Annotated in this window: 21 protein-coding genes and 1 pseudogene; 5 read left to right on the forward strand and 17 right to left on the reverse strand. The window is 64.6% G+C overall.

Features of this window, described 5'->3' with window-relative positions; genetic code table 11:
• Positions 1-3: 3 nt before the first annotated feature.
• The 4 genes and pseudogenes from zwf to CH291_RS23465 form a co-directional block, all read right to left on the reverse strand.
• A pseudogene (zwf, locus tag CH291_RS23455) lies at positions 4-1,478 on the reverse strand (glucose-6-phosphate dehydrogenase).
• Positions 1,479-1,521: 43 nt separating this feature from the next.
• A complete protein-coding gene (locus CH291_RS23460; protein WP_094642070.1) occupies positions 1,522-2,730 on the reverse strand; it encodes a winged helix-turn-helix domain-containing protein in 1,209 nt (402 codons plus the stop codon).
• Positions 2,731-2,765: 35 nt separating this feature from the next.
• A complete protein-coding gene (locus CH291_RS27490; RefSeq protein WP_441344172.1) occupies positions 2,766-2,882 on the reverse strand; it encodes an MFS transporter small subunit in 117 nt (38 codons plus the stop codon).
• Positions 2,879-4,240, reverse strand: coding sequence for an OFA family MFS transporter (locus tag CH291_RS23465; protein ID WP_068050714.1), 1,362 nt, complete (start codon positions 4,238-4,240; stop codon positions 2,879-2,881). The genes CH291_RS27490 and CH291_RS23465 overlap by 4 nt, the downstream gene beginning before the upstream one ends.
• A gap of 136 nt (positions 4,241-4,376) precedes the next feature.
• On the opposite strand from CH291_RS23465, the gene CH291_RS23470 reads away from it, so the two are divergent.
• Positions 4,377-4,820 carry a hypothetical protein gene (locus CH291_RS23470; RefSeq protein WP_256980958.1) on the forward strand — a complete coding sequence of 148 codons (444 nt, stop codon included), beginning with the start codon at positions 4,377-4,379 and terminating at the stop codon, positions 4,818-4,820.
• Between the two features lie 95 nt (positions 4,821-4,915).
• On the opposite strand, the gene CH291_RS23475 is transcribed toward CH291_RS23470, so the two are convergent.
• From CH291_RS23475 to dapB, 3 genes are read right to left on the reverse strand one after another with little or no spacing between them, the layout of a single operon-like run.
• Positions 4,916-5,368, reverse strand: a complete 453-nt coding sequence (locus CH291_RS23475; RefSeq protein WP_068050715.1) for a flavodoxin family protein — start codon at positions 5,366-5,368, stop codon at positions 4,916-4,918.
• Between the two features lie 6 nt (positions 5,369-5,374).
• The gene (locus tag CH291_RS23480) at positions 5,375-5,794 is read right to left on the reverse strand and encodes a hypothetical protein (RefSeq protein ID WP_068050722.1); all 420 of its coding nucleotides are present in this window, start codon (positions 5,792-5,794) and stop codon (positions 5,375-5,377) included.
• Between the two features lie 50 nt (positions 5,795-5,844).
• Positions 5,845-6,603 carry a 4-hydroxy-tetrahydrodipicolinate reductase gene (dapB, locus tag CH291_RS23485; protein ID WP_068050716.1) on the reverse strand — a complete coding sequence of 253 codons (759 nt, stop codon included), beginning with the start codon at positions 6,601-6,603 and terminating at the stop codon, positions 5,845-5,847.
• 91 nt (positions 6,604-6,694) lie between these two features.
• On the opposite strand from dapB, the gene CH291_RS23490 reads away from it, so the two are divergent.
• Positions 6,695-7,483 carry an ABC transporter ATP-binding protein gene (locus CH291_RS23490; RefSeq protein ID WP_068050717.1) on the forward strand — a complete coding sequence of 263 codons (789 nt, stop codon included), beginning with the start codon at positions 6,695-6,697 and terminating at the stop codon, positions 7,481-7,483.
• A 3-nt stretch (positions 7,484-7,486) separates the two neighbouring features.
• Here CH291_RS23490 and CH291_RS23495 read toward each other — a convergent pair whose 3' ends face one another.
• The 6 genes from CH291_RS23495 to CH291_RS23520 all read right to left on the reverse strand — a co-directional run bounded on the left by CH291_RS23495 (position 7,487) and on the right by CH291_RS23520 (position 17,879).
• Positions 7,487-8,593 carry an alcohol dehydrogenase catalytic domain-containing protein gene (locus CH291_RS23495; protein WP_094642078.1) on the reverse strand — a complete coding sequence of 369 codons (1,107 nt, stop codon included), beginning with the start codon at positions 8,591-8,593 and terminating at the stop codon, positions 7,487-7,489.
• 83 nt (positions 8,594-8,676) lie between these two features.
• Complete coding sequence (locus CH291_RS23500; RefSeq protein ID WP_256980959.1) at positions 8,677-11,355, reverse strand: MGH1-like glycoside hydrolase domain-containing protein; 2,679 nt, start codon at positions 11,353-11,355, stop codon at positions 8,677-8,679.
• Positions 11,356-11,379: 24 nt separating this feature from the next.
• Positions 11,380-13,302 carry a putative nucleotidyltransferase substrate binding domain-containing protein gene (locus CH291_RS23505; RefSeq protein WP_094688757.1) on the reverse strand — a complete coding sequence of 641 codons (1,923 nt, stop codon included), beginning with the start codon at positions 13,300-13,302 and terminating at the stop codon, positions 11,380-11,382.
• The gene (locus tag CH291_RS23510; protein ID WP_094642082.1) at positions 13,292-14,839 is read right to left on the reverse strand and encodes a GMC family oxidoreductase; all 1,548 of its coding nucleotides are present in this window, start codon (positions 14,837-14,839) and stop codon (positions 13,292-13,294) included. Before CH291_RS23510 ends, CH291_RS23505 begins: the two co-directional genes overlap by 11 nt.
• A 12-nt stretch (positions 14,840-14,851) precedes the next feature.
• Positions 14,852-16,363, reverse strand: coding sequence for an APC family permease (locus CH291_RS23515; RefSeq protein WP_068050724.1), 1,512 nt, complete (start codon positions 16,361-16,363; stop codon positions 14,852-14,854).
• A gap of 25 nt (positions 16,364-16,388) precedes the next feature.
• Positions 16,389-17,879, reverse strand: a complete 1,491-nt coding sequence (locus CH291_RS23520) for an aldehyde dehydrogenase family protein (RefSeq protein ID WP_373454832.1) — start codon at positions 17,877-17,879, stop codon at positions 16,389-16,391.
• A 279-nt stretch (positions 17,880-18,158) separates the two neighbouring features.
• Here CH291_RS23520 and CH291_RS23525 point away from each other — a divergent pair, with 279 nt between their 5' ends.
• The gene (locus CH291_RS23525; protein WP_068050740.1) at positions 18,159-18,413 is read left to right on the forward strand and encodes a hypothetical protein; all 255 of its coding nucleotides are present in this window, start codon (positions 18,159-18,161) and stop codon (positions 18,411-18,413) included.
• Positions 18,414-18,539: 126 nt separating this feature from the next.
• The gene (locus CH291_RS23530; protein WP_094642085.1) at positions 18,540-19,460 is read left to right on the forward strand and encodes a YdcF family protein; all 921 of its coding nucleotides are present in this window, start codon (positions 18,540-18,542) and stop codon (positions 19,458-19,460) included.
• Here CH291_RS23530 and CH291_RS23535 read toward each other — a convergent pair.
• Positions 19,454-20,047, reverse strand: a complete 594-nt coding sequence (locus CH291_RS23535) for a TetR/AcrR family transcriptional regulator (RefSeq protein ID WP_068050726.1) — start codon at positions 20,045-20,047, stop codon at positions 19,454-19,456. The two genes, CH291_RS23530 and CH291_RS23535, sit on opposite strands and share 7 nt — an antisense overlap.
• A 76-nt stretch (positions 20,048-20,123) precedes the next feature.
• On the opposite strand from CH291_RS23535, the gene CH291_RS23540 reads away from it, so the two are divergent.
• Positions 20,124-20,603 (forward strand): DUF4188 domain-containing protein, encoded by a 480-nt coding sequence (locus tag CH291_RS23540; protein WP_068050727.1) that lies wholly within the window; start codon positions 20,124-20,126, stop codon positions 20,601-20,603.
• Between the two features lie 11 nt (positions 20,604-20,614).
• Here CH291_RS23540 and nuoN read toward each other — a convergent pair whose 3' ends face one another.
• Genes nuoN through nuoL form a run of 3 tightly spaced genes read right to left on the reverse strand, consistent with a single transcriptional unit; the run spans position 20,615 to position 25,568 of the window.
• Positions 20,615-22,168: an NADH-quinone oxidoreductase subunit NuoN gene (gene nuoN, locus CH291_RS23545; RefSeq protein WP_094688758.1), complete on the reverse strand. Its 1,554-nt coding sequence runs from the start codon at positions 22,166-22,168 to the stop codon at positions 20,615-20,617.
• Positions 22,165-23,664: an NADH-quinone oxidoreductase subunit M gene (locus CH291_RS23550; RefSeq protein ID WP_373455164.1), complete on the reverse strand. Its 1,500-nt coding sequence runs from the start codon at positions 23,662-23,664 to the stop codon at positions 22,165-22,167. The genes nuoN and CH291_RS23550 overlap by 4 nt, the downstream gene beginning before the upstream one ends.
• A gap of 35 nt (positions 23,665-23,699) precedes the next feature.
• Positions 23,700-25,568 (reverse strand): NADH-quinone oxidoreductase subunit L, encoded by a 1,869-nt coding sequence (gene nuoL, locus CH291_RS23555; protein WP_094688760.1) that lies wholly within the window; start codon positions 25,566-25,568, stop codon positions 23,700-23,702.
• Between the last annotated feature and the right edge of the window lie 7 nt (positions 25,569-25,575).

The raw sequence follows: 25,575 nt of genomic DNA on the forward strand, positions 1-25,575 counted from the left end.
GGCCTACTTCTTCTCGCGCCACTCCCGCTCGAAGGGCAACCGCCACGCGTGTGGGGCGATGAGTTGATGAATTGCGTTGGGACCCCACGACCCCGGTGCGTACGACCGGACCGGGGGTGGATCGGCGAGCAGCGGTTCGGAAACCTGCCACAGCCGCTCGATGCCCTCGGCCGTGGTGAACAGGGTGTGGTCGCCGTACATGGCGTCGAGGATCAGCCGTTCGTAGGCTTCGAGTACGTCTCCGACTCGTTCGGTTTCGTGAATCGCGAACTGCATGCTGAGTTTGTCGAGGTGCATACCGGGACCGGGCCGCTTGCCGTAGAACGACAGCGAGACCTTCGAGGCGTCCGCGAGGTCGAAGGTCAGATGGTCGGGACCTTGCGCTCCCACGCCCGAGCCGGCCGGGAACATGCTCTTCGGTGGTTCCCTGAAGGCGATCGAGATGATGCGCTGCCCTTCGGCGAGTCGCTTACCGCTGCGCAGATAGAAGGGCACACCGGCCCAGCGCCAATTGTCGATTTCACACTTGAGAGCCACGAAGGTGTCGGTATCGGAGTCGGGGGCTACGCCCTCTTCTGATCGGTACCCCGAGTATTGCCCTCGCACAACGTTTTTCGGGTCCAGGGGCAGCATGGATCGGAAGACCTTGTTCTTCTCCTCGCTGATGGCGCGGGGTTCGAGCGCCGTCGGCGGTTCCATGGCCATGAATGCCAGCACCTGGAACAGGTGCGTGACCACCATGTCCTTGTACGCGCCGGTGGATTCGTAGAATCCGGCTCGGCCGTCCAGTGCGAGCTTCTCCGGGATGTCGATCTGGACGTGATCGATGAAGTTGCGGTTCCAGATCGGCTCGAACAACCCGTTGGCGAACCGGAAGGCCAGGATGTTCTGAGCGGGTTCCTTGCCGAGGAAGTGATCGATCCGGAAGACCTGATCCTCGTCGAACGTTCGGTGAACCCGAGCGTTCAGCGCGATCGCGCTCTCGAGGTCGGTGCCGAACGGCTTCTCCATGATGATTCGGGAGCGCTTCACCAGATCTGCCGATGCGAGCGTATCCACTACTGCCAGAGCAGCTCTCGGCGGAACAGACAGGTAGTGCAGCCGTTCGGCGCTTCCTCCGAGGTCGATCTCGGCCTCGGCCACGGCCTCCCCCAACGCCGCCGGTCCTGCCTGCTGCGACACGTAGGTCAGTCGCGAGGCGAAACGATTCCATTGCTCGTCGCCGACTTTGCGACTCGAGTGGGTGTTGATCGATTCGCGAGCGAGAGCGCGGAATTCGTCGGTCGACATCTCTTCGAGAGATGTGCCGACGACCCGGATGTTCGGCGCGAGATCGGACAGCGCCAGATGCATCATCCCGGACAGCAGTTTCGCTTGGCCAGGTCTCCTGTCGCCCCGAACAGGACGACGACCTGGGGTGGGAGTTCGGGGGCGGTGTCTGTCCGGCGCGAAGTCACACTGGAAATAGTGACACCGATTCTTCCGACCTGCACTTCGGCAGAATCGAACCCCCGACCGACGTCATCGCAGTGCGGCGACGAGGTCTCCCCGGTCCCCCACCACCACGCGTTCGAGTTCGAGCCAATCCGCCATCTCCCGCAGTACGTCTCGTAGTCGAGGCGCAATGTCACCGGCGTTGCGGTCGCCTTCGACGTAGGCCGCGATCACGTGCAGTTCGGACTGCGCTCGCACTGCCTTGAGATCGACGCGAGCCACCAGATGCCCGTCGAGCAGAAAGGGAAACACGTAGTAGCCGTGGACTCGCTTGTGCTGCGGGGTGTATATCTCGATTCGGTAGTGGAAGTCGAACATTCGCTGCACCCGGGGCCGAAAGAAGATCATCGGATCGAACGGGCACAGCAGTGCGGCGGCGGTGGCCGTTCGCGGTGTCCTGGCGTCGCGGTGCAGGTATGCCGGTGCGTTCCAGCCTCGGACGGTCACCGGTTCGAGTACGCCGTCCTCGACGAGATCGCCGATCGCCGCCTTGGCCTGCTTCTGCGAGAGCCGGTAGTAGTCCCTCAGATCCGGCTCGGTACCGATTCCCAGTGCCCGAGAGGACTTTTCGATCAGTTGCCGTACCGCGTCCGGTTCGTCGACGTGCCTGTGCAGAACGTTCTCCGGGATCACCCGTTCGCTGAGCTCGTACCGGCGCACGAATCCCGTCCGTGTCGGCACGGTCACCACGCCGGCCGCGAACAGCTGTTCGCAGACGACCTTGACATCACTGCGATCCCACCAGGGACCTTTGCGGCCGGGGGTGTCCAGCTCGAGGTGCTTCTCGATCTCACCCGCGCTGGCCGCACCGATGTCGCCGATCACCGCGAGGACGTCGTCGACGAGAGTCGGTTCACGATCGAGGATGTGCGCAGCTCCGCCCCACCGCCCGTGTCGATACAGCTCCATTCGCCATCGCATCAGCGGCCAGTCCTCCACGGGCAGCAATGCGGCCTCGTGGGCCCAGTACTCCACCAGTCGACGAGGTCGACGCGCAGTGTCGGTCCATGCGGCGTCGTCGACGACAGTGCGATCGTAGGCACCGACGCGGCTGAACACCGGTGCGTAGTGCGCCCGCACCACCACCGACACGGAGTCGATCTGCAACAGTCCGGTGGTGTCGATGGCTGCGTGAACCGCGGCCTTGCTCGCCGGCCGAGTACGCGACCGCCTCGACGCCAGCCCCTGGGCGGCCAGGGCGGTACGACGCGCGGCGGCGGCACTCATCTCCTGCATCGGACCAGCCTGTCACGGCCCACCGACACGTCGACTCACGTGCTGAACAGGTTCGCCGCCTTGAGGATCAGTTCGTACAGTCCGTAGGCGAACGGCACGGCAACCCACGCCCATGCGACCGCCATCGTGACCTGCTTGCGTCCGCCGCTCATGCCTTCGCTCCTGTGGTCGTCGCGGCCTTCGCCGGATCGGCTTCGTGATACTTCGATGCGACCGGCTTGATCGCCTCGTTGGCAAGGAAGCCGACCACGAGCAGACCGATCATCACGTAGAACGCCGGTAGGTATCGGCCGGTGGTTCCGGGTTCTCCGGCGTCGGCGATGGCGTTGACGATCAGCGGCCCCAGGACACCGGCCACCGACCACGCGGTGAGGAGTCGTCCGTGGATCGCGCCCACCTGATACGTACCGAAGAGGTCCTTGAGATAGGCCGGAACCGTGGCGAATCCCGCGCCGTAGAACGAGAGAATGAGCAAGGCCGAGACCATGAACAGGATCTTGTTGGTGTTGGTGAACAACGCGATGTACAGGTACAGCAGTGCGCCGACACCGAGGTACATCCGGTAGATGTTCTTTCGCCCCACCACGTCGGACACCGAAGACCAGACGAACCGTCCGATCATGTTGGTCAGGGAGAGGAACGCGACGAAACCGGCAGCCGCAGCGGCGAGAGATTCGGGCGAGGTCGCGTCGGGAAAGAAGTCCTGATAGATGCCCGATCCGCGCTCGAGAATGCCGATTCCGGCAGTGACGTTGAAGCACAGGACGACCCACAGCAGCCAGAACTGGGGAGTCTTCACTGCGTTCGCGGCCGAGACGTTGTGCGTCGAGATCATTGCCGAGGACGCGGGCGGGGTCCATCCGGCCGGGGTCCATCCCTCGGCCGGCACTCTGATCAGCACGACTCCCAGTGCCATGAACACCGCGTATCCGACGCCGAGCGTGAGGAACGTCTTGGCGATGGACCCGTCGGTGAAACCGCCGAAGTTCACCATCAGCTGGCTGGTGAGGGGCGACGCGATGAGTGCGCCGCCGCCGAAGCCCATGATGGCGATACCGGTGGCCATGCCCGGCCGGTCCGGGAACCACTTCATCAACGTCGAGACCGGTGAGATGTAGCCGATTCCGAGGCCGATACCGCCGACGAACCCGTAGCCGAAGATCACCAGCCAGAACTGTCCGAGGGCCATGCCGAGCGCGGACAGCAACAGTCCCGAGACGAAGAAGACCAGGGAGACGGCCATAGCCCACCGCGGACCGTTCTTCTCGACGCGGGTTCCGAAGATCGCCGCGGACAGGCCGAGCATCACGATGGCGAGCTGGAACGGAATGGCAGTGACGGTGCCGCTGAGCCCGAGTGCGTCGGGCTGCGAGATGGCGTTCTTGAACACGCTCCAGGCGTAGGCGGATCCGATCGCGAGGTGAATGGACAGCGCGGCCGGAGGTATCAACCAGCGGCTCCACTCGGGTGTCGCGACGATGGCGGAGCGATCGAGAATGCGGAGGGTCATCGAAATCCCTTGAGATAGAAAGCGGTACAAGCGTGCAGTATCTCCTGCAGTCAAACACGTGTACCGCCCTGCTCGCTCACAACTGTCAATAGTTTCTTCACCGAACTCACTTTTCTTACCGCGTATCCTCGCGGCAGTGGATATCGAGCGGTGGCGCAGCAGATTGCCGGTGAGACGAGCCTCCGACGGTGAGGTGATCGGGTGGACCGTCGCCCACGACAGGAGTGCACAGGACGAATACGACGACGATTACACCGTCGATGCCGTCAATCCCGCCGGCATCACCGTTGCGCACGGCGTGCCGATCGAGACTGCGATCGCCCAGCTCGAGGATCGCGGTCTGGCATCGCTGTCGGCTCCGCACTGGACCAAGGCACCCCTGCCACTCGAATCCGAGACCGATCTGAGTGCACCGCAGGAGGACTGGCCGTGGCGGCGGGTGCTGATGACGCAACTCGACGACAACCGAGTGTGGATCAGGCCCGCGTATCCGAGTTGGCCGGAGCGCCTGCTCGAGATTCCGCTGCCGATCCCGGCCGACGACATTCTGCGCCCGGACTCCCCCGCCGACTCCGACTGAATCAGTAGCGCCCTACTACGGACCTGAGGGCGTCGGCTACTTCGTAGTTCTCGGGTCGGGTGTGCGAGCAACCGAAGGAGCGCGCGAGGAAGTCCTCAGATCGACAACCCCGCCGCAACGGTTCCGCCGAGTTCGTAGCAGCGTTCACGTGCAGGTTTGCCGCTCTCGGCGACGTGCAGGGTGCCGAACACCTTCTCCAGACCCCAGCCCGACGCGATCTTCTCGATCGCCCGGCCGGCACCCACGGTGTCGTCGTTGCCGTGAACCCAAGCAGCGTAGGGCTTTCCGGCAACGGCACCGAGACACGGGTAGTACACGGTGTCGAAGAAGTGTTTCAGAGCCCCGCTCATGTATCCGAAATTCGCCGGTGTTCCGAACAGAAAGCCGTCGGCACCGAGTACGTCGGGAACGGTCGCGCCGAGAGCAGGCACACTGCGCACGTCCACGCCGGTGATCTCGGGGTCGTGAGCGCCGTCGAGAACTGCCTCGAGCAGCTCGTGCGTGAGCGGGCTCGGGGTGTGATGAACGACCAGCAGGGTGCGCGGCATCGAAGGTCAGTTCTCGTCCCGTTCGAGTGCCACAGCCCGCTTCATCGTCTCGCGGGCCCGTCCACGGTCACCGGCATAATCGTAGGCGCGAGCCAGCCGGTAGGAGTTGCGCCAGTTGTCCGGATCCTTCTCCCACTCGGTCTTGACCTGTTGGAACAACTCATCCGCCGCATCACGTTCGATTCGACCCGACGGCCTGCGCGGAAGATCCGCGACGTCGAGTTCGAGGCCCTCCTCGTGAATGCGCGAGGCCAGCCGCTGGTGGTCGAAGCCGGCTTTGAGGGTGGCCCAGACGATCCACAACCCGAGTATCGGCAGCAGCAGGACCCCGATCCCCAAGGAGATGCTCGCCACGCCACCGTTCTGGATCAGAGTCACACCGCGCTGGCCGAGCAGAAAGAAGTAGAAGCCGAGAATCAGCACCATCACCGCGAGGATGGCGAGCACCTTCGTCGTTTTGTTCACCGTCGATCAGCTCACAGATCCAACAGCGGATCGAGGCCGACGGTCAACCCCGGTCGTCCCGCGATCTCGCGGACTCCGAGCAGCACACCGGGCGCGAACGACGTTCGATCGAGCGAATCGTGCCGAATGCTCAGTGTCTCACCCTGCGTGCCGAGCAGAACCTCTTGATGCGCAACCAGTCCCGCGAGCCGGATCGAGTGCACACGCACTCCGTCCACATCGGCACCACGTGCGCCGTCGAGTTCGGTCGTCGTCGCATCGGGGCTCGCCGGAGTGCCTGCGGCCGCTCGTGCCTCGGCAATCAGCGCGGCGGTTCGGTACGCCGTGCCCGACGGCGCATCGGCCTTGTTGGGGTGGTGCAGTTCGATCACCTCGACCGAGTCGAAGAACCGGGCGGCCTGCTGCGCGAATCGCATCGACAACACCGCGCCGATGGCGAAGTTCGGTGCGATCAGTACACCCGTCTGCGGCGATCCCGCCAGCCATTCGCGAACCTGCTCGAGCCGCCGTTCGTCGAATCCGGTGGTGCCGACCACTGCATGGATACCCTGCTCGATCAGGAACTGCAGGTTGTCCATCACAACGTCGGGGTGCGTGAAATCGACGACCACCTGGGCGTTCGCATCGACGAAGTTCGCCAGCGGATCGCCCTGGTCGACGGTCGCCACGAGCTCGAGATCCTCGGCTGCCTCGACGGCGGCACAGATGGCCTGCCCAACCTTGCCGCGTGACCCCAGTACCCCTACTCGAACAGGTGCCGTTGCACTCACGTCGTACCCACACTCGTTTCGTCGTCTTGTCGGTTCTACCGACCTCAGAGCCTACTTCTCCACGATCCGTCCCAGCAGCTACGGTCGTCCGGTGCCATCCAGCGTCCTGTTCGCCGACCGAGTCGATCTCGTCCGTGGCGGGCGATACCTGCTCAGCGATGCCTCGCTGCGGGTCGAGGAGGGTCAGCACTGGGTGTTGCTCGGTGCCAACGGCGCGGGCAAATCCACCCTGCTCAGCTTGCTCGGCGCGCTCGTCCATCCCACGCACGGTGCAGTGCACGTTCTGGGCCATCGCCTCGGGCGAGTGGACATGCGCGAATTGCGGACGCACATCGGCCACGTCGACCCGCGGTTGAAGATCGAGGCTCCGCTGACGCTGTTCCAGGTGGTGCTGACCGGGCTGACCAATACTCCGGATCTGGTCCCGAGATGGTCGGCCGACAACCACCAGATCGCCCGCGCTCACCGTCTGATCGAATCCCTCGGCGTCGCCCATCGCACCGACGCGTCGTGGCACACGCTCTCGCAGGGCGAGCGAGGCCGAGCGCTCATCGCGCGCGCCCTACTTCCCGACCCGGCGCTGCTGTTGCTCGACGAGCCTGCCACCGGGCTCGATCTCGCTGCCCGCGAACAACTTCTGAGTGCACTCGACTCGTTGCGGGCCGAACACCCGACCCTGGCCAGCATTCTGGTGACTCATCACCTCGAGGAAATCCCGACCTCGACCACCCATGCCCTCCTCATCCGCGACGGAAGAGTACAGACACAAGGAGCCGTCGACGTAGTACTGACCACCGACAACATCAGTGAGTGCTTCGACCATCCCATCGAGATCTCGAAGCAACGCGGGCGGTGGGTCGCCACGGCGGCCCACCGCTGATGCTCAGTCGAAGACGATGACCTGACGGATCGCGTTGCCGTCGGCCAATTCGTCCATGCCGCGGTTGATCTCGTCCAACGTGATTCTCGACGAGATCAGCTTCTCGACGGGAAGCCGTCCCTCACGCCACATCTGTGCGTAGGTCGGGATGTCGCGAGCCGGTACAGCGGAGCCCAGGTAGCTGCCGATGATCGTGCGGGCTTCGGCCACCAGGCCCAGCGGTGAGATGGACGAGCGGGCGTCGGGTGCGGGGAGACCGACGGTGATGGTCTTGCCGCCGGGAGCCGTTGCAGCGACTGCAGTTTCGAATGCTCGCGCGTTGCCTGCCGCCTCGATGACGATGTCGGCCTTGATCCCCTTCTCGGCGAGCTCGGCCGGCGAATACACCTGCGTTGCGCCCAGATCGGTTGCGGTGGACAGCTTGTCTGGCACCCCGTCGACTCCGATCACCTCACCGGCACCCACCGATACGGCCGTCAGAACCGCTGCCATACCGACTCCGCCGAGGCCAACCACCATCACCGACTGTCCGGGCTTCGGAGTGCCGGCGTTGAGCACCGCGCCGCCACCGGTCAGTACCGCACAACCGAGGACTGCTGCGATATCGGCGGGGATGTCGTCCTCGACCGGAACCACCGACTTTCGGCTCACCACAGCGTGTGTGGCGAATCCGGAAACTCCGAGGTGATGCTTGACCTCTTCCCCGTCACGGTGCAACTTGATGCCTCCGCCGAGCAGTGTCCCGGCATTGTTCGACGCGCTGCCGGTGACGCACGGCATCTGGCCGTCGGTGGCGCACCCGGCGCATTCGCCGCAGCGTGGCAGGAATGTCATGACGACGCGGGTGCCGACCGCGATGTCGTCGACGCCCGCGCCGACCTCCTCGACGCGGCCTGCGGCCTCGTGGCCGAGCAACATCGGCACCGGACGAACTCGATTGCCGTCGACCACCGACAAATCCGAATGACACAGGCCCGCGGCTTCGATTCTGATCAGCAGCTCCCCCTCGCCCGGCGAACCGAGCTCGAGGTCGGAGACGGTGATGGGATGCGAGTCCGCGAAGGGACGAGATCGGCCGATTTCTTCGAGTACTGCGCCGCGAATCTTCATCCCGCCAGACTATGCGGCTCCGCCGCATGTGCGTGGAACTTCGTAGTGGGCTACGAGTTTCCACGCACATGGGCCGCAGGCCCTCAGAGCGGCAGACGGGGCCTGAGCAGGTGCGCAACCAATGCCGTCCATCCGGTTTGGTGTGTGGCCCCGAGTCCCTCGCCGGTGTCTCCGTCGAAGTACTCGTTGAAGCTGGGGTGCACGCTCCACAGCGGGTCGAGGCTCGATTCGATGCGATTCCCGTCGGCGGGCCTCTTGCCGTCCACCGGTCGGAACAGCCCGGCGAGACCGTTGTCGATCAGATCGGCGGCATCGGTGAGGGTGCGATGGTTGCCCGAGCCGGTGGGGATCTCGATGGTGAACGAGTCGCCGTAGTACCGGCCGTAGGCGCGCAGCTTGTCGGCCAGCAATACGTTCACCGGGAACCACACCGGACCGCGCCAGTTGGAGTTCCCACCGAACATTCCGGTGCGCGACTCCCCCGGCTCGTATTCGATGGACAGGCTCCGGCCGTCCACGTCGAACGTGACCGGTTCGCGGTAGGAGGCCGAGAGCGATCGAATCCCGAAGTGCGACAGAAACTCTTCGGAGTCGAACATGCGAGCCAGGATGCGCTTGAGTCGTTCGGGTTGGACGAGTGTCAGCAGCATGCGCACCTCGCCGCCCTCGCGCCGAGCCAGCAGCGGGCTGACCATCTCCGGTCGCCTGCGTTGAATCCAGCGCAGTCGAGCGGTGAGATCGGGACATTCCTCCTCGACCCACGGCGGAATCTCGGTGGCACCGAGAATGGGCAGCAGTCCCACCATCGACCGCACCCGCATCGGGACCGCATCGCCCTCGGGCTGAACCAGGACGTCGTAGAAGAACCCGTCCTCCTCGTGCCACAGCGAAATATGCTGCGATCCGAAGGAGTTCACTGCCTTGGCGATCGAGAGGAAGTGCGAGAAGAACTTGGTCGCGACGTCGTCCCAGGCGCTGTCGTGTCGCGCGAGTTCCAGCGCGATCTTGAACATCTGCTGGCAGTAGAACGCCATCCAACTCGTCGCGTCCGACTGTTCGAGCCGAAATCCGGGTGGCAGTGGGGCAGATCGATTGAACAGTCCGATGTTGTCCATGCCGAGGAATCCACCCTCGAAGATGTTCGAGCCCTCGGAGTCCTTTCGGTTGACCCACCAGGCGAAGTTGAGCAGCAGCTTGGTGAACACCCGCACCAGGAATTCGCGATCGCGGTAGCCGTCGATGCGATAGACGTGCCATGCCGCCCACGCGTGCACGGGTGGGTTGACGTCACCGAACTCCCACTCGTACGCGGGCAGTTGGCCGTTGGGGTGCATGGCCCATTCCCGGCACATGAGCACCAACTGTTCCTTGGCGAAATCGGCGTCCACGTGCGCCAACGGAATCGCGTGGAAAGCCAGGTCCCAGGCCGCGAACCACGGGTACTCCCACTCGTCGGGCATCGAGATCACATCGGCCAAAGCCAGGTGACGCCAGTGCGCATTGCGTCCACCCGGGTCCTGCCTCGAGTCCGGAGCCGGAGCGCCGACCTTGTCGCCCTCGATCCACTCCTCCACGTCGTATCGGTAGAGCTGTTTGGTCCACAGCAAACCGGCGTAGGCGCGCCGCGCGACATGCCGGTCGACATCGGTGAGGTCGGCTCCGATCACGGCACCGTAGAACTCGTCGGCCTCGGCCTGCCGGTCGGCGTGGACGGCATCGAATCCGGCCCCGAACGTCTGCTCGTCCGGCCGGTTGGGCGACAACCGCAGTCGGACCGATTCCGTTGCACCGGGGGCGATGTCGTCGAAGCGGTACCAGAACGCAGCCTTCGTACCGGTCTGCTCGGGGTTGACCGCGTCGAGCTCCCCGTCGACGACTCGGCGGCCGATGCCGTCCTTGGGGTACGCCGAGATGTTCTCCTGTCCCCACAGAGCCTCGGCATTGGTTTCGTTGTCGCAGAACAGAACTGCCGGTGTTCCCTCGGCACTGAGGTAGTAGCGACCGAGGAATCCGTGGTCGACGGCGATGGCTTCGAGTCCACCTGCCATCAGGTCCGGCGGGCTCAGCTGCGCCAGCGTGCCGCCACGCTCGTCGCGTCCCCACGACCAGGTGTTGCGCAGCCACAGGTGCGGCAGTAGATCGACCGACGCCGCCTCGGGGCCGTGGTTGGTGATCGAGATGGTGATGCAGATGTCGTCGGGTGAGGCCTTGGCGTACGTGACCTGGACGTCGAAGAATCTGTTCTCGTCGAGGATGCCGGTGTCGGCCAGCTCGTATTCGCGGTCGTCACGTCCGCGTCGAGCATTCTCTTCCCGCAGGTGAGCGTACGGATACTCCGCGTGCGGATAGCGGTAGAGCCATTGCATCCAGCTGTGCGTCGGTGTTCCGTCGACGGCCCAGAAGTATTCCTTGACGTCCTCGCCGTGATTGCCCTCCTCGTTGGCGAGGCCGAACAACCGTTCCTTGAGGATCGGGTCCTTTCGATTCCACAGTGCGAACGAGAAGTTCAGGAACCCGAAGCGGTCGCAGATTCCGCCGATTCCGTCCTCGCCCCAGCGGTAGGCGCGCTTGTGCGCCTGATCGAACGGAAACGACGCCCAGGCATTACCGTCCTCCGAGTAGTCCTCGCGCACCGTGCCCCACTGGCGCCCCGCCAGGTACGGGCCCCACTGACGCCAAGGTCCACTGACCCCGGGCGATTCCGCCAACCGATGGTGTTCGACGGTGGACGGGATGGGAACGCTCACGGGATTGGTGGTCACGGCACACAGTCTGGTCGTTGCAGGTCATCGATGCACGCCGACGTTGGCCGCCAGATACCCGACGCGTCGTTGCACCGCGGCGATCTCGCGGATGCCGTCGGTGAGCAGACTCCGCTCCAGAGGTGACAGATCTGCCATGATCAGCACGTCACCGGGTCGGTGGCCGGCCGTGATCTGGTCGATCTGATGCGACAGTCGAAGCCGCTGCAGCAGCTCGAACACCTCGGACAGTGCAGCGACATCACGTTCGGAGAGCATGCCGTTGCCCGACGCCGCCGCGAGCCGCGCGGGGGTCGAGGCCGATGCCATGCCGACCGACAGCCCACCCCACCGAGCGAGGTTGACGATGGGCGTCAGGGCATGGGCCTTGAGGTCGAACGTGCCGCCGCGCCGAGCCAACACGTCTCGCAGCGATCGCAGCCGAGCCCGTCCGGCGAGGGCGTCCCGCAGTTGCAACCGCAGGGCGTCGGGGTGATCGACCAGGAGTCGCCGGTAGGCCTCGGGCACCGTGTGCAGTTCTTTCGGGCCCCACACCACTCTGCCGTCGATCATCAACGAGGACATGATGAGGCCGGAGTCTTCCGCCGGATTGCCACGTTCGCCGAACGGGTTGCTGAGCCAGTGAGCAGCGGCCCTTTCCCATTGACCGGCCGAGCGTGCGAATCGGGGCGAACTCGCGACCGCTCCATTGGTGTCCGACGGCAATCCGGCACCGTCGAGGCTCACGTGCACACGGGTGGCCAAGTCCATCAACGCCTCGTCGCGGGTCCACGACACCGCGTTCGATGTCCCTCGCACATCGGGATCTGCGGTGGAATCCGCCCATGTCAATGCACTGTCGACGTCCGAGGAGGGCATCGCTTCTCGACGCGCCACGCTGCCGAGAGTGATCCAGGCGAAGTGGTCACGCGGCACGTCCGGACGTGCGGTCCATTCGATCTCGACGGCCCGGCGGACGAGGCTGTCGACCACGACGGAGAGGATCGCGCTGACCGCCATCGCATCGGTTCCGCCCTCGAACAGATCCACCACCAGGCGAGGAACGAGCCTGCCTGCGTCGGCGAGCTCGGCGGCGGTCGAGGCCGAAGCCACAGCTCGGCGGACCACGAAACTGCGCCGGGTGGACGCGGCATGCAGATCCGAATCCTCGACGACGCCGAGTACCTCACCGCGGGTCGACACCACCGGCATGTGCCGCAGGCCTCGCTCGAGCATGTCCATCAGTACCGTGCCGGCCAACCGGTCCGCCGTCACGGTCTCGGCAGGCGAGGTCATGACCTTCTCGATCGGAGTATCGACGCCGATCCCGGCGGCCACCACCCGAATTCGGAGGTCGCGGTCGGTGAAGATGCCGTGGCGAGAACCGCGCAGCGGAACCAGAACGTAGGAGCTGCCCTGCTCGGTCATGTGCCGGACGGCATCTCGAACGGTGGTGCCGACGGGCGTGAACACCGCTGGGGCCGAGAGTAATTCACCGACGGTGCGGCCCGCACTCCCCTCGACCGGCCCGCCGCGGTGCGCGGTGGCCGAGGTGACGGCGTCGGCCAGGAACGCCAGGCCGGTCGGCGTCGCGAACAACGGCCGAATCAGCTCGCCTGGCAATCGAATCACGATGCTCGGTTCCGTTGCTCGCGCACGGAATTCGACGGTTCCGCCGGAGAGCAGAGCCGAGAAGCCGAAGACACCACCGGGCCCGATGGTGTCGATCGGCACCTCGGTGGGAGAGGTGGCATCCGGGTGCGTGATCACCACACGCCCGGTGCGCACCACCCATACGGTGTCGGCAGCTGCCGAGACGTCGGTCCGCGGAGGGTCCACAACCCATGCCCCACCGCCGTACTCGCGTTCGACGGCCGAGGCAGCCAGCTCGGCCAGGACTGCCGGTGACGCGCCCTGAAACGGTGGATGCGCGCCGAGAAAATCGGCCAGCTCCGATCTATCCGCCACGGATCAGGTCGGCGCATTTCTCCGCCATGGTCATCACCGTGATGTTGGGATTGACGTACGGCAGCTTCGGCATCGCCGACGCGTCGACCACGCGCAGGTGCGCGATGCCCTTGACGCGCAACTCGGGATCCAGCACGGCCATGGTGTCGTCCACCGATCCCATTCGCGCCGTGCCTGCCGGGTGATAGACCGTGTTGTGGGTCTTGTGCACGTAGTCAAGCAGGTCGTCGTCGGTGACAGCATCGGGTCCGGGAGCAAGCTCTCGTTCGATCCAGCCTGCGAGCGGACCGTCCGCGGCAATCCGACGAGCCAGCTTCAGACCGGCGAGCATCACCGCGTCGTCGTGGCCGTCGGAGTCGGTGAAGTAACGCGGGTCCACCTTTGCCCGATCGCGAAAATCCCTGCTGCGCAACCGAACAGTGCCCCGCGAGCGCCCCTGGGTGACGTTGGGCGTGAGACAGAAACCGTTGTCGGTGGTCGGGTAGCCCCAGCGAAGGGTGTTCATGTCGAACGGCACGCTGCCGTAATGCATCATGATGTCCGGGTAGTTCAGCGAGTCGTCGGTCTGCGCGAACACGCCGATCTCCCACCACTGCGAGGACGTGGTGACCATCGGCTTGCTCGCCTCCCAGAACACCAGCCCCTCGACGTGGTCGTCGAGGTTCTCGCCCACTCCGGGTGAATCGACCCGAACGGTGATCCCCATCTCCTGCAACTGTGCCGCCGGTCCGATTCCGGAGAGCATCAACAACTTCGGCGTGTCGATGGCACCGGCGGTGACGATCACCTCGCGACGCGCCGAGACGGTGTCGTAGCCGGTGAGATCGGGGCGTTGGTACCGCACTCCGGTCGCGGTCAGCGATTCGTCGATCAGAATCTCGCTGATCCAGCAGTCCGTTCGCACCTCCAGGTTGGGGCGCGTGCCGATGATCGGATGCAGGTAGGCGTGTGAGGTCGACATACGCAAGCCGTCTTCGCCCGCATTGATCTGGAACCAGCCGGCACCGTTGAGTACCGGCATTCCGCGGTTGAATGCGACCGTCGGAAGACCTATCCCGGCGGCCGATTCGAGCACTGCCGCACCGCACGGATCGTTCGGTGGCACGTCGCGAATACGCACCGGCCCGTCCTGGCCGCGACCGGTGTCGTTGCTCTCGACTCGCGCGACGAGCGGAAGGACGTCCGACGCGCCCCATCCCGTCGCGCCCGCAGCCGCCCAATCGTCGAGGGTTTCCGCCGGCGGGTGAAAGGCGATGCAGGAGTTGTGCGAGGAGCAGCCACCGAGCACTCTCGCCCGCGCGTGCCGCATGAAGCTGTTGCCGCGCTCCTGCGGTTCGACGGGATAGTCCCAGTCGTAGCCGGAGTCGAGTAAGTGCATCCACTCGGCCAGTTCGAGAATCGCCTTGTCGCCGACGTCGGTCGGCCCTGCTTCGACGAGGCAGACACTGACGGAGGGGTCCTCGCTCAGCCGAGCAGCGAGGACACACCCCGCCGTCCCGCCACCTGCGACGACGTAATCGAACTGGGTGTCTGTCACTGCACGCTCCTTCTAGTCGCCCGTGGAGGCATGTGATTTCAGAGTGCCGATGTGCTTGCGTCCCTTGACTGCGTACCACAGCAGGCCGACGCCCAGAATGCCGCCGATGTAGACGAACGCACCGAACGTGTTGTACCAGGGGGTTCCGTACACGGCCTCGCGCGGCCAGGCGAGGTTGATCGCCATCCCGGCGCCCCACACCACTGCCGCGATGTTCACCGGCAGGCCCCACCTGCCCATCGTGAAGTACCCGCCGGGCTTCAGGTCCTCCGGCGGCCACTCACCCTTGATTCGCTTGACCAACAGCGGCCCGGTGACCATCAGATACGCGAGGTAGATCATGATGATCGCGATCGACGTGAGGACGGTGAAGATCTGCGGCTGACCGATGTTGACGACGAGAATGACGATGGCCAGCACGCCGATGGTCACTGCGGGCACCACCGGGGTCTGGGTCTTCGGGTTCACCTTGGCCAGACTCTCGCCGAAGGGCAACGCGTTGTCTCGCGCCATGGCGAACGTGAGCCGGATCGCCGCGGTGTGCACCGCCAGCGAGCAGACGAAGACCGCGATGACGATGCAGATGAGGAAGACGGTGCCCAGTGGGCCCCACATCACGGCTTCGACGATGGACTGCAAGCTACCGTCCGGGCTGCCGAGCGACGGATCGTCCAGATCGGGCGCGGCCATGACGGCGAACACCAGGATGGCTCCACCGATGACGAACGACGCGAGGATGGCGCGCAGGATCGCCTTCGGCGCGGTACGCCGGGGTTCGACGGTCTCCTCTCCGAGCGAGCTCGCAGTGTCGAAGCCGTACATCACGTAGCCCGACGCCAACGACGCCACCAGGAAGGCTCCGAGGTACCCGCCGCTCTCACCGGCACCGTAGCCGTTGGTGGAGAAGAACACCTCGGGGCCGCGGTTGATGTTGGCCGCGAGCAGAATCGCGATCAACACGGCCGCGATGAGCTCGATGAACACTCCTGCGCTGTTGATCATCGCCATCAGCCGGACCCCGAGCGCATTGATCGTCGTGGTGATGGCGATGAGGATCGCACCGAGCAGCACCGCGTTGGCCGCGAAATCACTGGCGCCGGAACCGTCACCGATGATCTGGAATCCGCTCCAGATACGGGGCAGATTCAGCTGCAATGCCAGCGCCACGGCGGACAGCGTCACGATCGAGGCCGTCAGCATCAACCAGCCCGCAGACCATCCGACGATTCTGCGGCCCAACAACTTCGCCCAGTTGTACACCGAACCCGCTACCGGATACTTCGCGGCCAGTTCCATGAAGCACAGTGCCACGCATAGCTGACCGACGAACACTGCAGGCCACGACCACAGATACGCCGGTCCGGCCGCACCGAATCCGAAATAGAACAGCTGGAACGTACCGGTGAGAATGGAGATGTAGCTGACGCCCGCAGCGAAGCTGGCGAATTTGCCGAGGCTTCGATCGAGTGACTCCTTGTAGCCGAAGTCGTCCATTCCGCTCGAACTGTCGTTCAGTAGTGCCATGCGCCTGGCCTTTCCGATCTTTTCGTTATCGGGTGCCGAACCACCCCGCCGCCGTGGGCGAGGTGTTGTGCCAAATATGCTTCGCCTCTTGATATTCGGACATTCCGGACGGACCGAGTTCACGGCCGTTGCCGGATTGCTTGAAACCGCCCCATTCTGCGGCCGCGGTGTAGACACCGAAGTCGTTGAGCCACACCGTTCCATGGCGAAGCCCACGCACCATTCTTTCGCCTCGCGCGGCGTCGGATGTCCGAACTCCCGCGGCGAGACCGTAATTCGTATCGTTACCCAGCAGGAGTGCTTCGGCCTCGGTGTCGAAGCGTTCCACAGTGAGTATGGGCCCGAATGTCTCCTCCTGCACGATATTCATCGACCGATCGCAATGGTCGAAAATCGTGGGCAGAAAGTAGCTACCGGCATCGAGTTCCGGATTGTCCGGTTCGGTGCCACCGATGACCAACGTCGCACCCTCTTCGATTCCGCCCGCGACGAAGGCTGCGATCTTCTCTCGCTGAGCCTGCGACACCAGCGGTCCGGTCTCGCTGGCCGGGTCCATACCCGGGCCGATCACGATGGTCTTCGCACGTTCGGCAACGGCAGCAACGAAACGGTCGGCGACCGATTCTTCGATGATGAGTCGGGTGCCTGCCGAACACACCTGACCCGAATGCAGAAAGACTCCGGTCAGGACGTTGTCGACCGAGTCGGCGAATGCCTGATCGTCGGCCACCGCGTCGGCGAACACGATATGTGGATTCTTGCCACCGAGCTCGACGGCCACCTTGGTGACGTTCTCGGCCGCCGCGGCCAAGATGTGCCTACCTGTCGCCAGCCCACCGGTGAAGGAAATGAAGTCGACGTCGCGGTTCCTGGTGAGCGCGTCCCCGAGAACCGCGCCGCTACCCTGCAGCAGGTTGACCACACCGGCCGGCACTCCGGCTTCTTCCACCAACTTGGTGAACGCGATGGTGCTGAGCGGAGTCACCTCGCTCGGCTTGAGCACCATCGTGCAGCCGGCCGCCAACGCCGGGGCGATCTTCCACGAGATCTGCAGCAGCGGATAGTTCCACGGCGCGATCATGACGCAGACGCCGATCGGTTCGTGCACCACTCGGCTGATGATTTCGGGTCGGTCCACGTCGATCAGACGATCGGCCTCGACCACTGCGAGATCGGCGTAGAAGCGGAAGACCGACGTCACGTCGTCTATGTCGATTTCACTCTCGCCGAACGTCTTTCCGGTATCGAGAGTCTCGATACGCGCGAGCTCGGCCTTGTCTCTCTGGAGCAGATCTGCGATGCGATTCAACAGATTGCTGCGCTCACCCACCGTCACCGACCGCCACGGCCCGTCGTCGAACGCCGCCCGCGCCGAGGCCACCGCGCGCAGAGCGTCGTCCGGAGTTGCCTCGTCCACGACGGCGACCGTGCTGCCGTCCGCGGGGTTCACGATGTCTCGGGTTCCGCCGTCACCGGATCCCTGCCACTGCCCATCGACGAACAACGAGGGCCGCAGCGCGGTCGGGTCGAATCCTGCATCGGAGTCGGTCACCGAAACACCTTCTTCCGTATGGGGGGGTCGGGTCGTGTGTCTACGCTATGCCCTCAGCGCCCGGCGGTCCCGTCGATCCGTTCGTGAACCTCGTCTTCCCGCGGACCGATGCGCGAACGTACCGTCCTCCCCGCTGAGAGGCATTGGCCTCCGCCCTTTTCCTGCTGCGATTGTCGAACATCCGACGGCACTGTGTCGGACATGCAACAGCACAGTGCAGCGCAGCGCATTACGCTGGGATTCATGACTATCGAAGATGTGGGCGGCAGACGAACGGTGACGGCGGACGAGCTTCTTCTCCTGGTGGGTGATCACCTGCTCATAGAGGAGGGTGTCGCGACCGGGTTCATCGAGAGCGCGGGCCAGGTTGCCGAGAGCGTGGCGGTGACGGTGACCGACGGCGTCGACGGAACCACGACGACCGAACGGGTGTTCCTTCCCGATGCCGAGGTGACCATCGAACCCGCCGATCGCGGACGCGCCCCTGTCACGATGTGAGGGCAGGACAATCCCTGCTCAGAAGTACATTCATGTAACTCGAACAACTCTGCTCACTCCAGTCACACAGGCACCGAACTGAGCTAGGGTGGCGGAAACCCGTCACCGTTCGGAAGGACGTCAGCAGTGCGACAAGGCCGAGGACACCCGACCGTTCGCGTTGCCGTCGTGTCCTGTGCCGCTGCCCTCGCCGTCGGTTTCGGCTCGTTCACGGCAGTGGCCGATCCCGAGGCGTCGGCCCCGGCAACCGCCGCCGAGACGGTCCGCTCGGCCGACGCAGATCAGTACAACAGCGCGCAGGACGCCTTGGTGAAGGGTCGCTACGACGACGGTTTCGCTGCCCTCGACGCACTCGCACTCGCCGCCCCGGACGACGCCAACGTGGCAGCGCTGCAGACGTTCTATGCCAACGCGACCGCCGACACCGATGCGCGTGCGCAACACTCGGCTCGTCTGCACACGCTGTCTCCCACCCTCGCCGATGCAGTCGACCGGGCCATCGCCGTCATCGACGAAGCCGCTACGGAGACAATCGACTTCGACCCGATCACCGACGGACCCCGCACCGCGATCGTGGTACTCGGTGTGGGCCTGAACGGCGACGGCAGCACGACCCCGGAGTTGGTGGAGCGTCTCCGCTCGGCCGTCGCCGCGGCGGAGCGCTCCCCCGATTCCCCCATCATCGTCACCGGCGGAAATCCGCATAGCGGCGTCACCGAGGCCGAGGCGATGCAGCGATGGCTCGTCGAGGAAGGCATCGCGGCCGACCGCATTCACATCGAATCGACCGCGAATTCGACTGTGCAGAACGCACAGCGCGCTACCGCACTGGCCGCCGAGATCGGCGTCGACGATCTCGTGCTGGCGACGACCCCCAGTCATCTTCGACGAGCGATCTCCGACTTCGAGATCGCGGGCGGTGACGTGATCGGCGCTGCGACAGCAACTCCCGACGATCTTCCGGATCTGCCTGCACTCGCTCCGACGGCACGGTTGGGCATGACCGTCGATGCCACCAAGATCCTCGGGATCCCGCGCACCTACTGACGCGTCCACCCTCGCAGCACCGACTCCGTTCCGGCTTCGAACATCGCACGACGGGTCTCGTCGTCGGAGTTCGTCGGCATCGCCAGTTCCAACGACACCAGACCGTGCACGATCGCCCAGAACGAGTGGCTGATCAACTCGACCGGCGCCCCGGCCATGATGCCGTCCGCAACGGCGCGTGCCACCGCCGCCCGAAGCGGGTCCATCGCCGCGGATGCGAGTTGCGCCTCGTCGGATACATCGATCGAACCGAGCACTCCGCCGAACATCACCGCGTACAGATGCGGATTGCGTAGCGCCCAGTCTCGGTACGCGATAGCCAGTGCACGCAGATCGACCTCGGGATCGCCGGTGACCGGAACCTCGCGCTGAGCGTCCCCGAAGCTCGAGAACGACGTGGCGAACAGTGCCACGAGCAGCTCGGCGCGACCACCGAACAGTGAGTAGATGGCGGTGGTCGAGGTGCTCTGCGCAGCCGCGAGTTTACGTAGTGACAACGAGTCGACGCCCTGCTGCGCAACGGTTTCCGCCGCGGCCTCGAGTAGCCGGGTCCGCAACTCGGCGTCGTGAATTCTTGGTCTCGCCACTTGCGAAACCTACCACAACGGTGTTTTATAACAGTGTCACACAACGCTTCGATCCTCGAACGGACGGGAACAAGTCATGCCAACCATCATCGACGGCCGCACCACGGTCGAATCCGAACGAGACACCGTCACGGTCTTCCTCATCGGAATGCGCATCAACAATCCCCTTGCCGTTCGCTCCTGGTTACCTGCGGTGCGGGCGATGCCGCGGATGCTCGGCCATCTCGAGCGGGATCCCGCATCCGGGCTGCTCGGCTACCACTCGTGGTTGGGACGCACCACCATGCTGGTCAGTTATTGGCGCAACGCCGAGGACCTCACCCGGTTCGCCTCCGACCCCGACGCACCACATGCACCCGCCTGGCGCGCCTTCAATCGATCGGTAGCCGCAACCCGCCACGTCGGAGTGTGGCACGAAACCTATACCGCGACAGCACAGAACAGTGAGGCGATCTACGTCAACATGCCTACGTTCGGACTCGCGGGAGCCATCGGTGGACTCCCGGTCGGTACCGGCTCGCACACGTGGAAGCAGCGAATGAAGTCTGCGCAGTAACAGTTCGACGGTTACAGGAAGTTCCCGGCACGCGCAGCCAGGTCGAGAACGGGCTGCGGGAAGACTCCGAGGGCCACGGTGACCACCACCGAGACCCCGATCGCGCACGACACCGACGCCGTCGGCCGCACGATCGTGGCGGTCCGCTCTCCTGGATCGGTGAAGAACATCAGCACGATCACCCGCACGTAGAAGAACGCTGCAATCGCGCTGCACACCACTCCGACCACGACCAGTGCCGCTCCCCCAGCGCCCGAGGCAGCGCTGAACACCGCGAACTTGCCGATGAACCCACTGGTGAGTGGAATGCCGGCGAACGAGAGCAGGAACAACCCGAACACTGCCGCGACCAGCGGTGAGCGACGGCCGATTCCGGCCCACCGTTCCAGATCGCTCACTTCACCGCGTTCGTCGCGCGCCAACCCGATGATCGCGAACCCTCCGAGAGTGCTGAAGGCATAGGCCAGCAGATAGAACATTGTGGCCGACACACCGGAATCACCCACATCACCCAGTGCCGTCACTCCGGTGAGGATGAATCCGGTGTGCGCGACGGACGAGTACGCCAGCATCCGTTTGACATCGGTCTGCGTCACCGCGACAACGGAACCCAGCACCATGGTCGCGATGGCCACGACCCACAGCATCGGCCGCCAACTCGATTCGAGACCGGGAAGCGCCACCCCGAAGATGCGAAGAATCGCACCGAACGCCGCGACCTTGGTCACCGTGGCCATCAGAGCTGTCACCGGAGTGGGGGCACCCTGGTAGACGTCGGGAATCCACGAATGAAACGGCACAGCACCGACCTTGAACAACAGACCCACCGCGAGCAGGGCGGTTCCGATCAGCGCGAGCGATCTGCCCTGACCGTCCACCGCGATCGCGTCGGCGATGCCGTCCAACCGAACGGTTCCGGCGTACCCGTACAGGAAGGCAACCCCGAACAGAAAGAATGCGGACGAGAACGCGCCCAGCAGAAAGTATTTGAGGGCAGCTTCCTGCGAGAGCAACCGACGTCGTCGGGCCAGTCCGCAGAGCAGATACAGCGGCAACGACAACACCTCCAGCGCCACGAACATCGTCAACAGATCCGTGGACGCCGGAAACAGCAACATGCCGCCGATCGCGAACATCGCCAGAGGAAACACCTCGGTCTGGGCGACGCCTGCGTCGATGGCCTCCTTCTCCGCCACGCTGCCCGGAGTGGTCGATGCCTGCGGGGTGAACGAATCGATGCGACGCTCGGCACCGGCCCCGGTGACTGCAACGGTGCGCTCCGCCAACAGCGCGATCGCCGGAATCGACACCAGCACAATGGTTCCCTGCAGAAACAGCGTCGGACCGTCGATCGCGACCGCGCCGGACATCGCCGACGCCTCGGTGCCTGCCAGACCCAGGATGGCCGCCAGCGCCGCCACCAGTCCCGCGAGAGCGAGACCCACATGCGTGATCCGACGGGCCCGCAGCGGCACGAACGCCTCGACGAGAACACCGAGAACTGCGACCGAGAACACGATCAGCATCGGTGCCAGCAGACCGTACTGCACCTCGGGTGTGGTCATCGCTGACCTCCTGAACTGTCGACGATCGTGGATTGCACTGCCGGGGTGATGACATCGAGCGCAGGTTTCGGATACACACCGAGCACGATCAGCAACGCGATCAACGGCACCACCACGGCCAGTTCGCGGCGAACGAGATCGGGCACCGTCTCGTTGCCCTCCCGGACCGGCCCGGTCATGACGCGTTGGTAGAGCCACAGTATGTAGATCGCCGACAGCACGAGGGCTCCGGCGGCCACTATCGCGGCGACTCCGTATCGACCGAACGTGCCGATCAGCACGAGGAATTCGCTCACGAACGGGGCGAGGCCGGGTAGCGAGAGCGTGGCGAGTCCCGAGATCAGGAACGTTCCGGCGAGCACCGGTGCCACCTTCTGCACACCGCCGTAGTCGGCGATCGCTCGTGATCCTCGACGCGACACGAGGAAGCCTGCGATCAAGAACAGTGCGGCCGTGGAGATTCCATGGTTGACCATGTACAGCGTGGCACCGGCCTGACTCTGACCGGTCATGGCGAAGATCCCGAGAATGATGAATCCGAAGTGTGAAATCGACGTGTAGGCAATCAGTCTCATCATGTCGGTCTGGCCGATCGCCAGTATCGCGCCGTAGACGATGCCGATGACTGCGAGTGTGATGATCCACGGCGCGAACGTCTGCGACGAGCCGGGGAACAGTTCGAGACAGAACCGCAGCATCGCGAACGTGCCCACCTTGTCCACCACCGACATCATCAGCACCGCGGTGGCGGGTGTGGACTGCACTGCGGCGTCGGGTAGCCACGAGTGGAACGGCCACAACGGTGCCTTGATAGCGAACGCGAACATGAAGCCGAGGAACAGTGCGTTCAGAACCGTCGGATCCACACCGAGTCCGCCCGATGCCGCCGCGTCGGCGATCGCGCGCAGATCGAATGTCCCGCCGTCGAAAGGCCCGTCGGGTCGCGCGGTCACCACGTACAGGCCGATGACGGCCGCCAACATGACCAGACCGCCGAACAGGTTGTACAACAGGAACTTCACCGCGGCGCGCGTTCGATGCACTCCCCCGAAACCACCGATGAGGAAGTACATCGGAATCAGCATCGCCTCGAAGAAGATATAGAACAACAACACGTCCAACGCGAGGAACGACACGAGCACCATCGACTCGACCACCAGGATCAACGCCATGTACGTGTGCGACACCCGACGGGAGCCGTAATTCGCGACGCGACTGCCGTCGTACCAGCCCGTGACGAGCAGCAAGGGCGTGAGAACGGTGGTGAGCAACACCAGGACCAGGCCGATTCCATCGAGTCCGAGGGTGTACCGCGCACCGAAAGCCGCTATCCACGAATGGTCTTCGACGAATTGGTACCGATCACCACCGGAGTCGAACGACACTGCCAGGGCGACCGACACGGCCAGTGTTCCGGCAGCGAAACCCACTGCGACACTGCGCGCGACGGTCGGGCGAGCGGCGGGCACCAGGGCGACGACGATCGCACCGAGCATCGGGAGTACCCACAGGACGGTCAACCAGGGAGTCGTCACAGAGCCACCACCATCAGTACCACGAGAACGGCTCCCGCGAACATCGCCAGCGCGTACGACCGCACATAGCCCGTCTGCAGCCGCCCGGACCGCGTCGATGCGCCACCGATCGAGCTCCCCACCCCGTCCACGACGGCGTCGATACCGTTGTCTGCGTGCACCAGTGCGCGCGTGAGTGTCTGCCCTGGCCGCATGAATGCCGCCTCGTTGACGGCATCTCCGTAGAGATCGGCACGTGCAGCTCGGGTCAGGGGCGAGACATCCTCGGGTGGTGTCGGCGGAACCTCGTTCGCGATGTACTTGCGGTACGCGATGCTCGCACCCACCAGCACGACCACCAGGACCGCGACGGTGACCACCCAGGCCGGAATCGCGTGCTCCTCGTGTTCCGATCCCACCACCGGTTCCAGCCATGCCTCGAGGCGCCCACCCACCGCGAGGAAGGCTCCCGACGCCACCGAGCCGACGGCCAACACGATCATCGGGACGGTCATCGTCGCCGTCGCCTCGTGCGGATGTGCCTGCGCGGACCAGCGTTTCGGACCGAAGAACGTCAACAGCATCACCCGAGTCATGTAGAAGGCCGTCAGCCCTGCACCGAGCAATGTCACGCAGCCGAGAATCGGACCTGCCACTCCCTCGGCGGCGAATGCAACCTCGATGATCGGATCCTTGGCGAAGAAGCCGGAGAACGGCGGCAGTCCGATGATCGCGAGATAGCCGAGGCCGAACGTGACGAACGTGATCGGCATCGCGGCGCGGAGTCCACCGAACTGTCGCATGTCGGTCTCGTCGTTCATCGCGTGCATCACCGAGCCCGCGCCCAGGAACAAGCCCGCTTTGAAGAAGCCGTGCGAGATCAACAGCACGATGGCGTAGGCGTAACCGGAGGGGCCGAGCCCGGCTGCGAGCACCATGTACCCGATCTGACTCATCGTCGATGCCGCGAGCGCCTTCTTGATGTCGTCCTTCGCACAACCGATGACGGCACCGAACAGCAAGGTGACCGCACCGACGGTGACGGTGGCCGCGCGGGCGGTGGGCGACGCCTCGAACACCGGTCCGGAGCGAACGATGAGATACACCCCGGCCGTGACCATCGTGGCCGCGTGAATCAGTGCCGACACCGGTGTCGGGCCCTCCATGGCGTCCCCGAGCCACGATTGCAGCGGCACCTGCGCCGACTTTCCACACGCCGCCAACAGCAACATCAGCGCCATGGCGGTGGCCACCGATTCGCTCGCCTCGCCGATTCCGGCGAACACGTCGTCGTACTGGACGGAGCCGAAGTTCACGAACATGATCATCAGCGCAACGGCCAGGCCGATGTCACCGACTCGGTTGACCACGAACGCTTTTCGGGCAGCCGATGCAGCCGACGGCTTGCGCTGCCAGAAGCCGATCAGCAGGTACGACGCCAAACCGACTCCCTCCCACCCCAGGTAGAGGCCCAGGAAGTTGTCGGCCAGAACCAGCAGCAGCATGGCGGCGAGAAACAGGTTGAGGTACGCGAAGAAGCGCCGCCGCTCGGCGTCGTGGCTCATGTAGCCGATGGAGTAAACGTGTATGAGCGACCCGACTCCGGTGATCAGCAGGACGAAACAGATCGACAGTTGATCTGCGCGCAAACCGAAGTCGACCTGCAGTTCGTCGACCGGAACCCACCGAAACAGGGTCTGGGTGAGCGTCCTGTTCGACTCGTCACGCCCGAGCATCGAGGCGAACACCACCGCGGCCACCACGAAAGACGACACCGCTGCCGCCGTCGCGACCAGATGCCCCCAGGAGTTGCAGCGCCGGCCACCGAGCAACAGGAACGCCGCACCGAACGCCGGCAGAGCCGGAAGAAGCCACAGGATCGACATCGTTGTT

It is taken from the genome of Rhodococcus sp. 14-1411-2a, assembly GCF_002259485.1.
Taxonomy (GTDB): domain Bacteria; phylum Actinomycetota; class Actinomycetes; order Mycobacteriales; family Mycobacteriaceae; genus Rhodococcoides.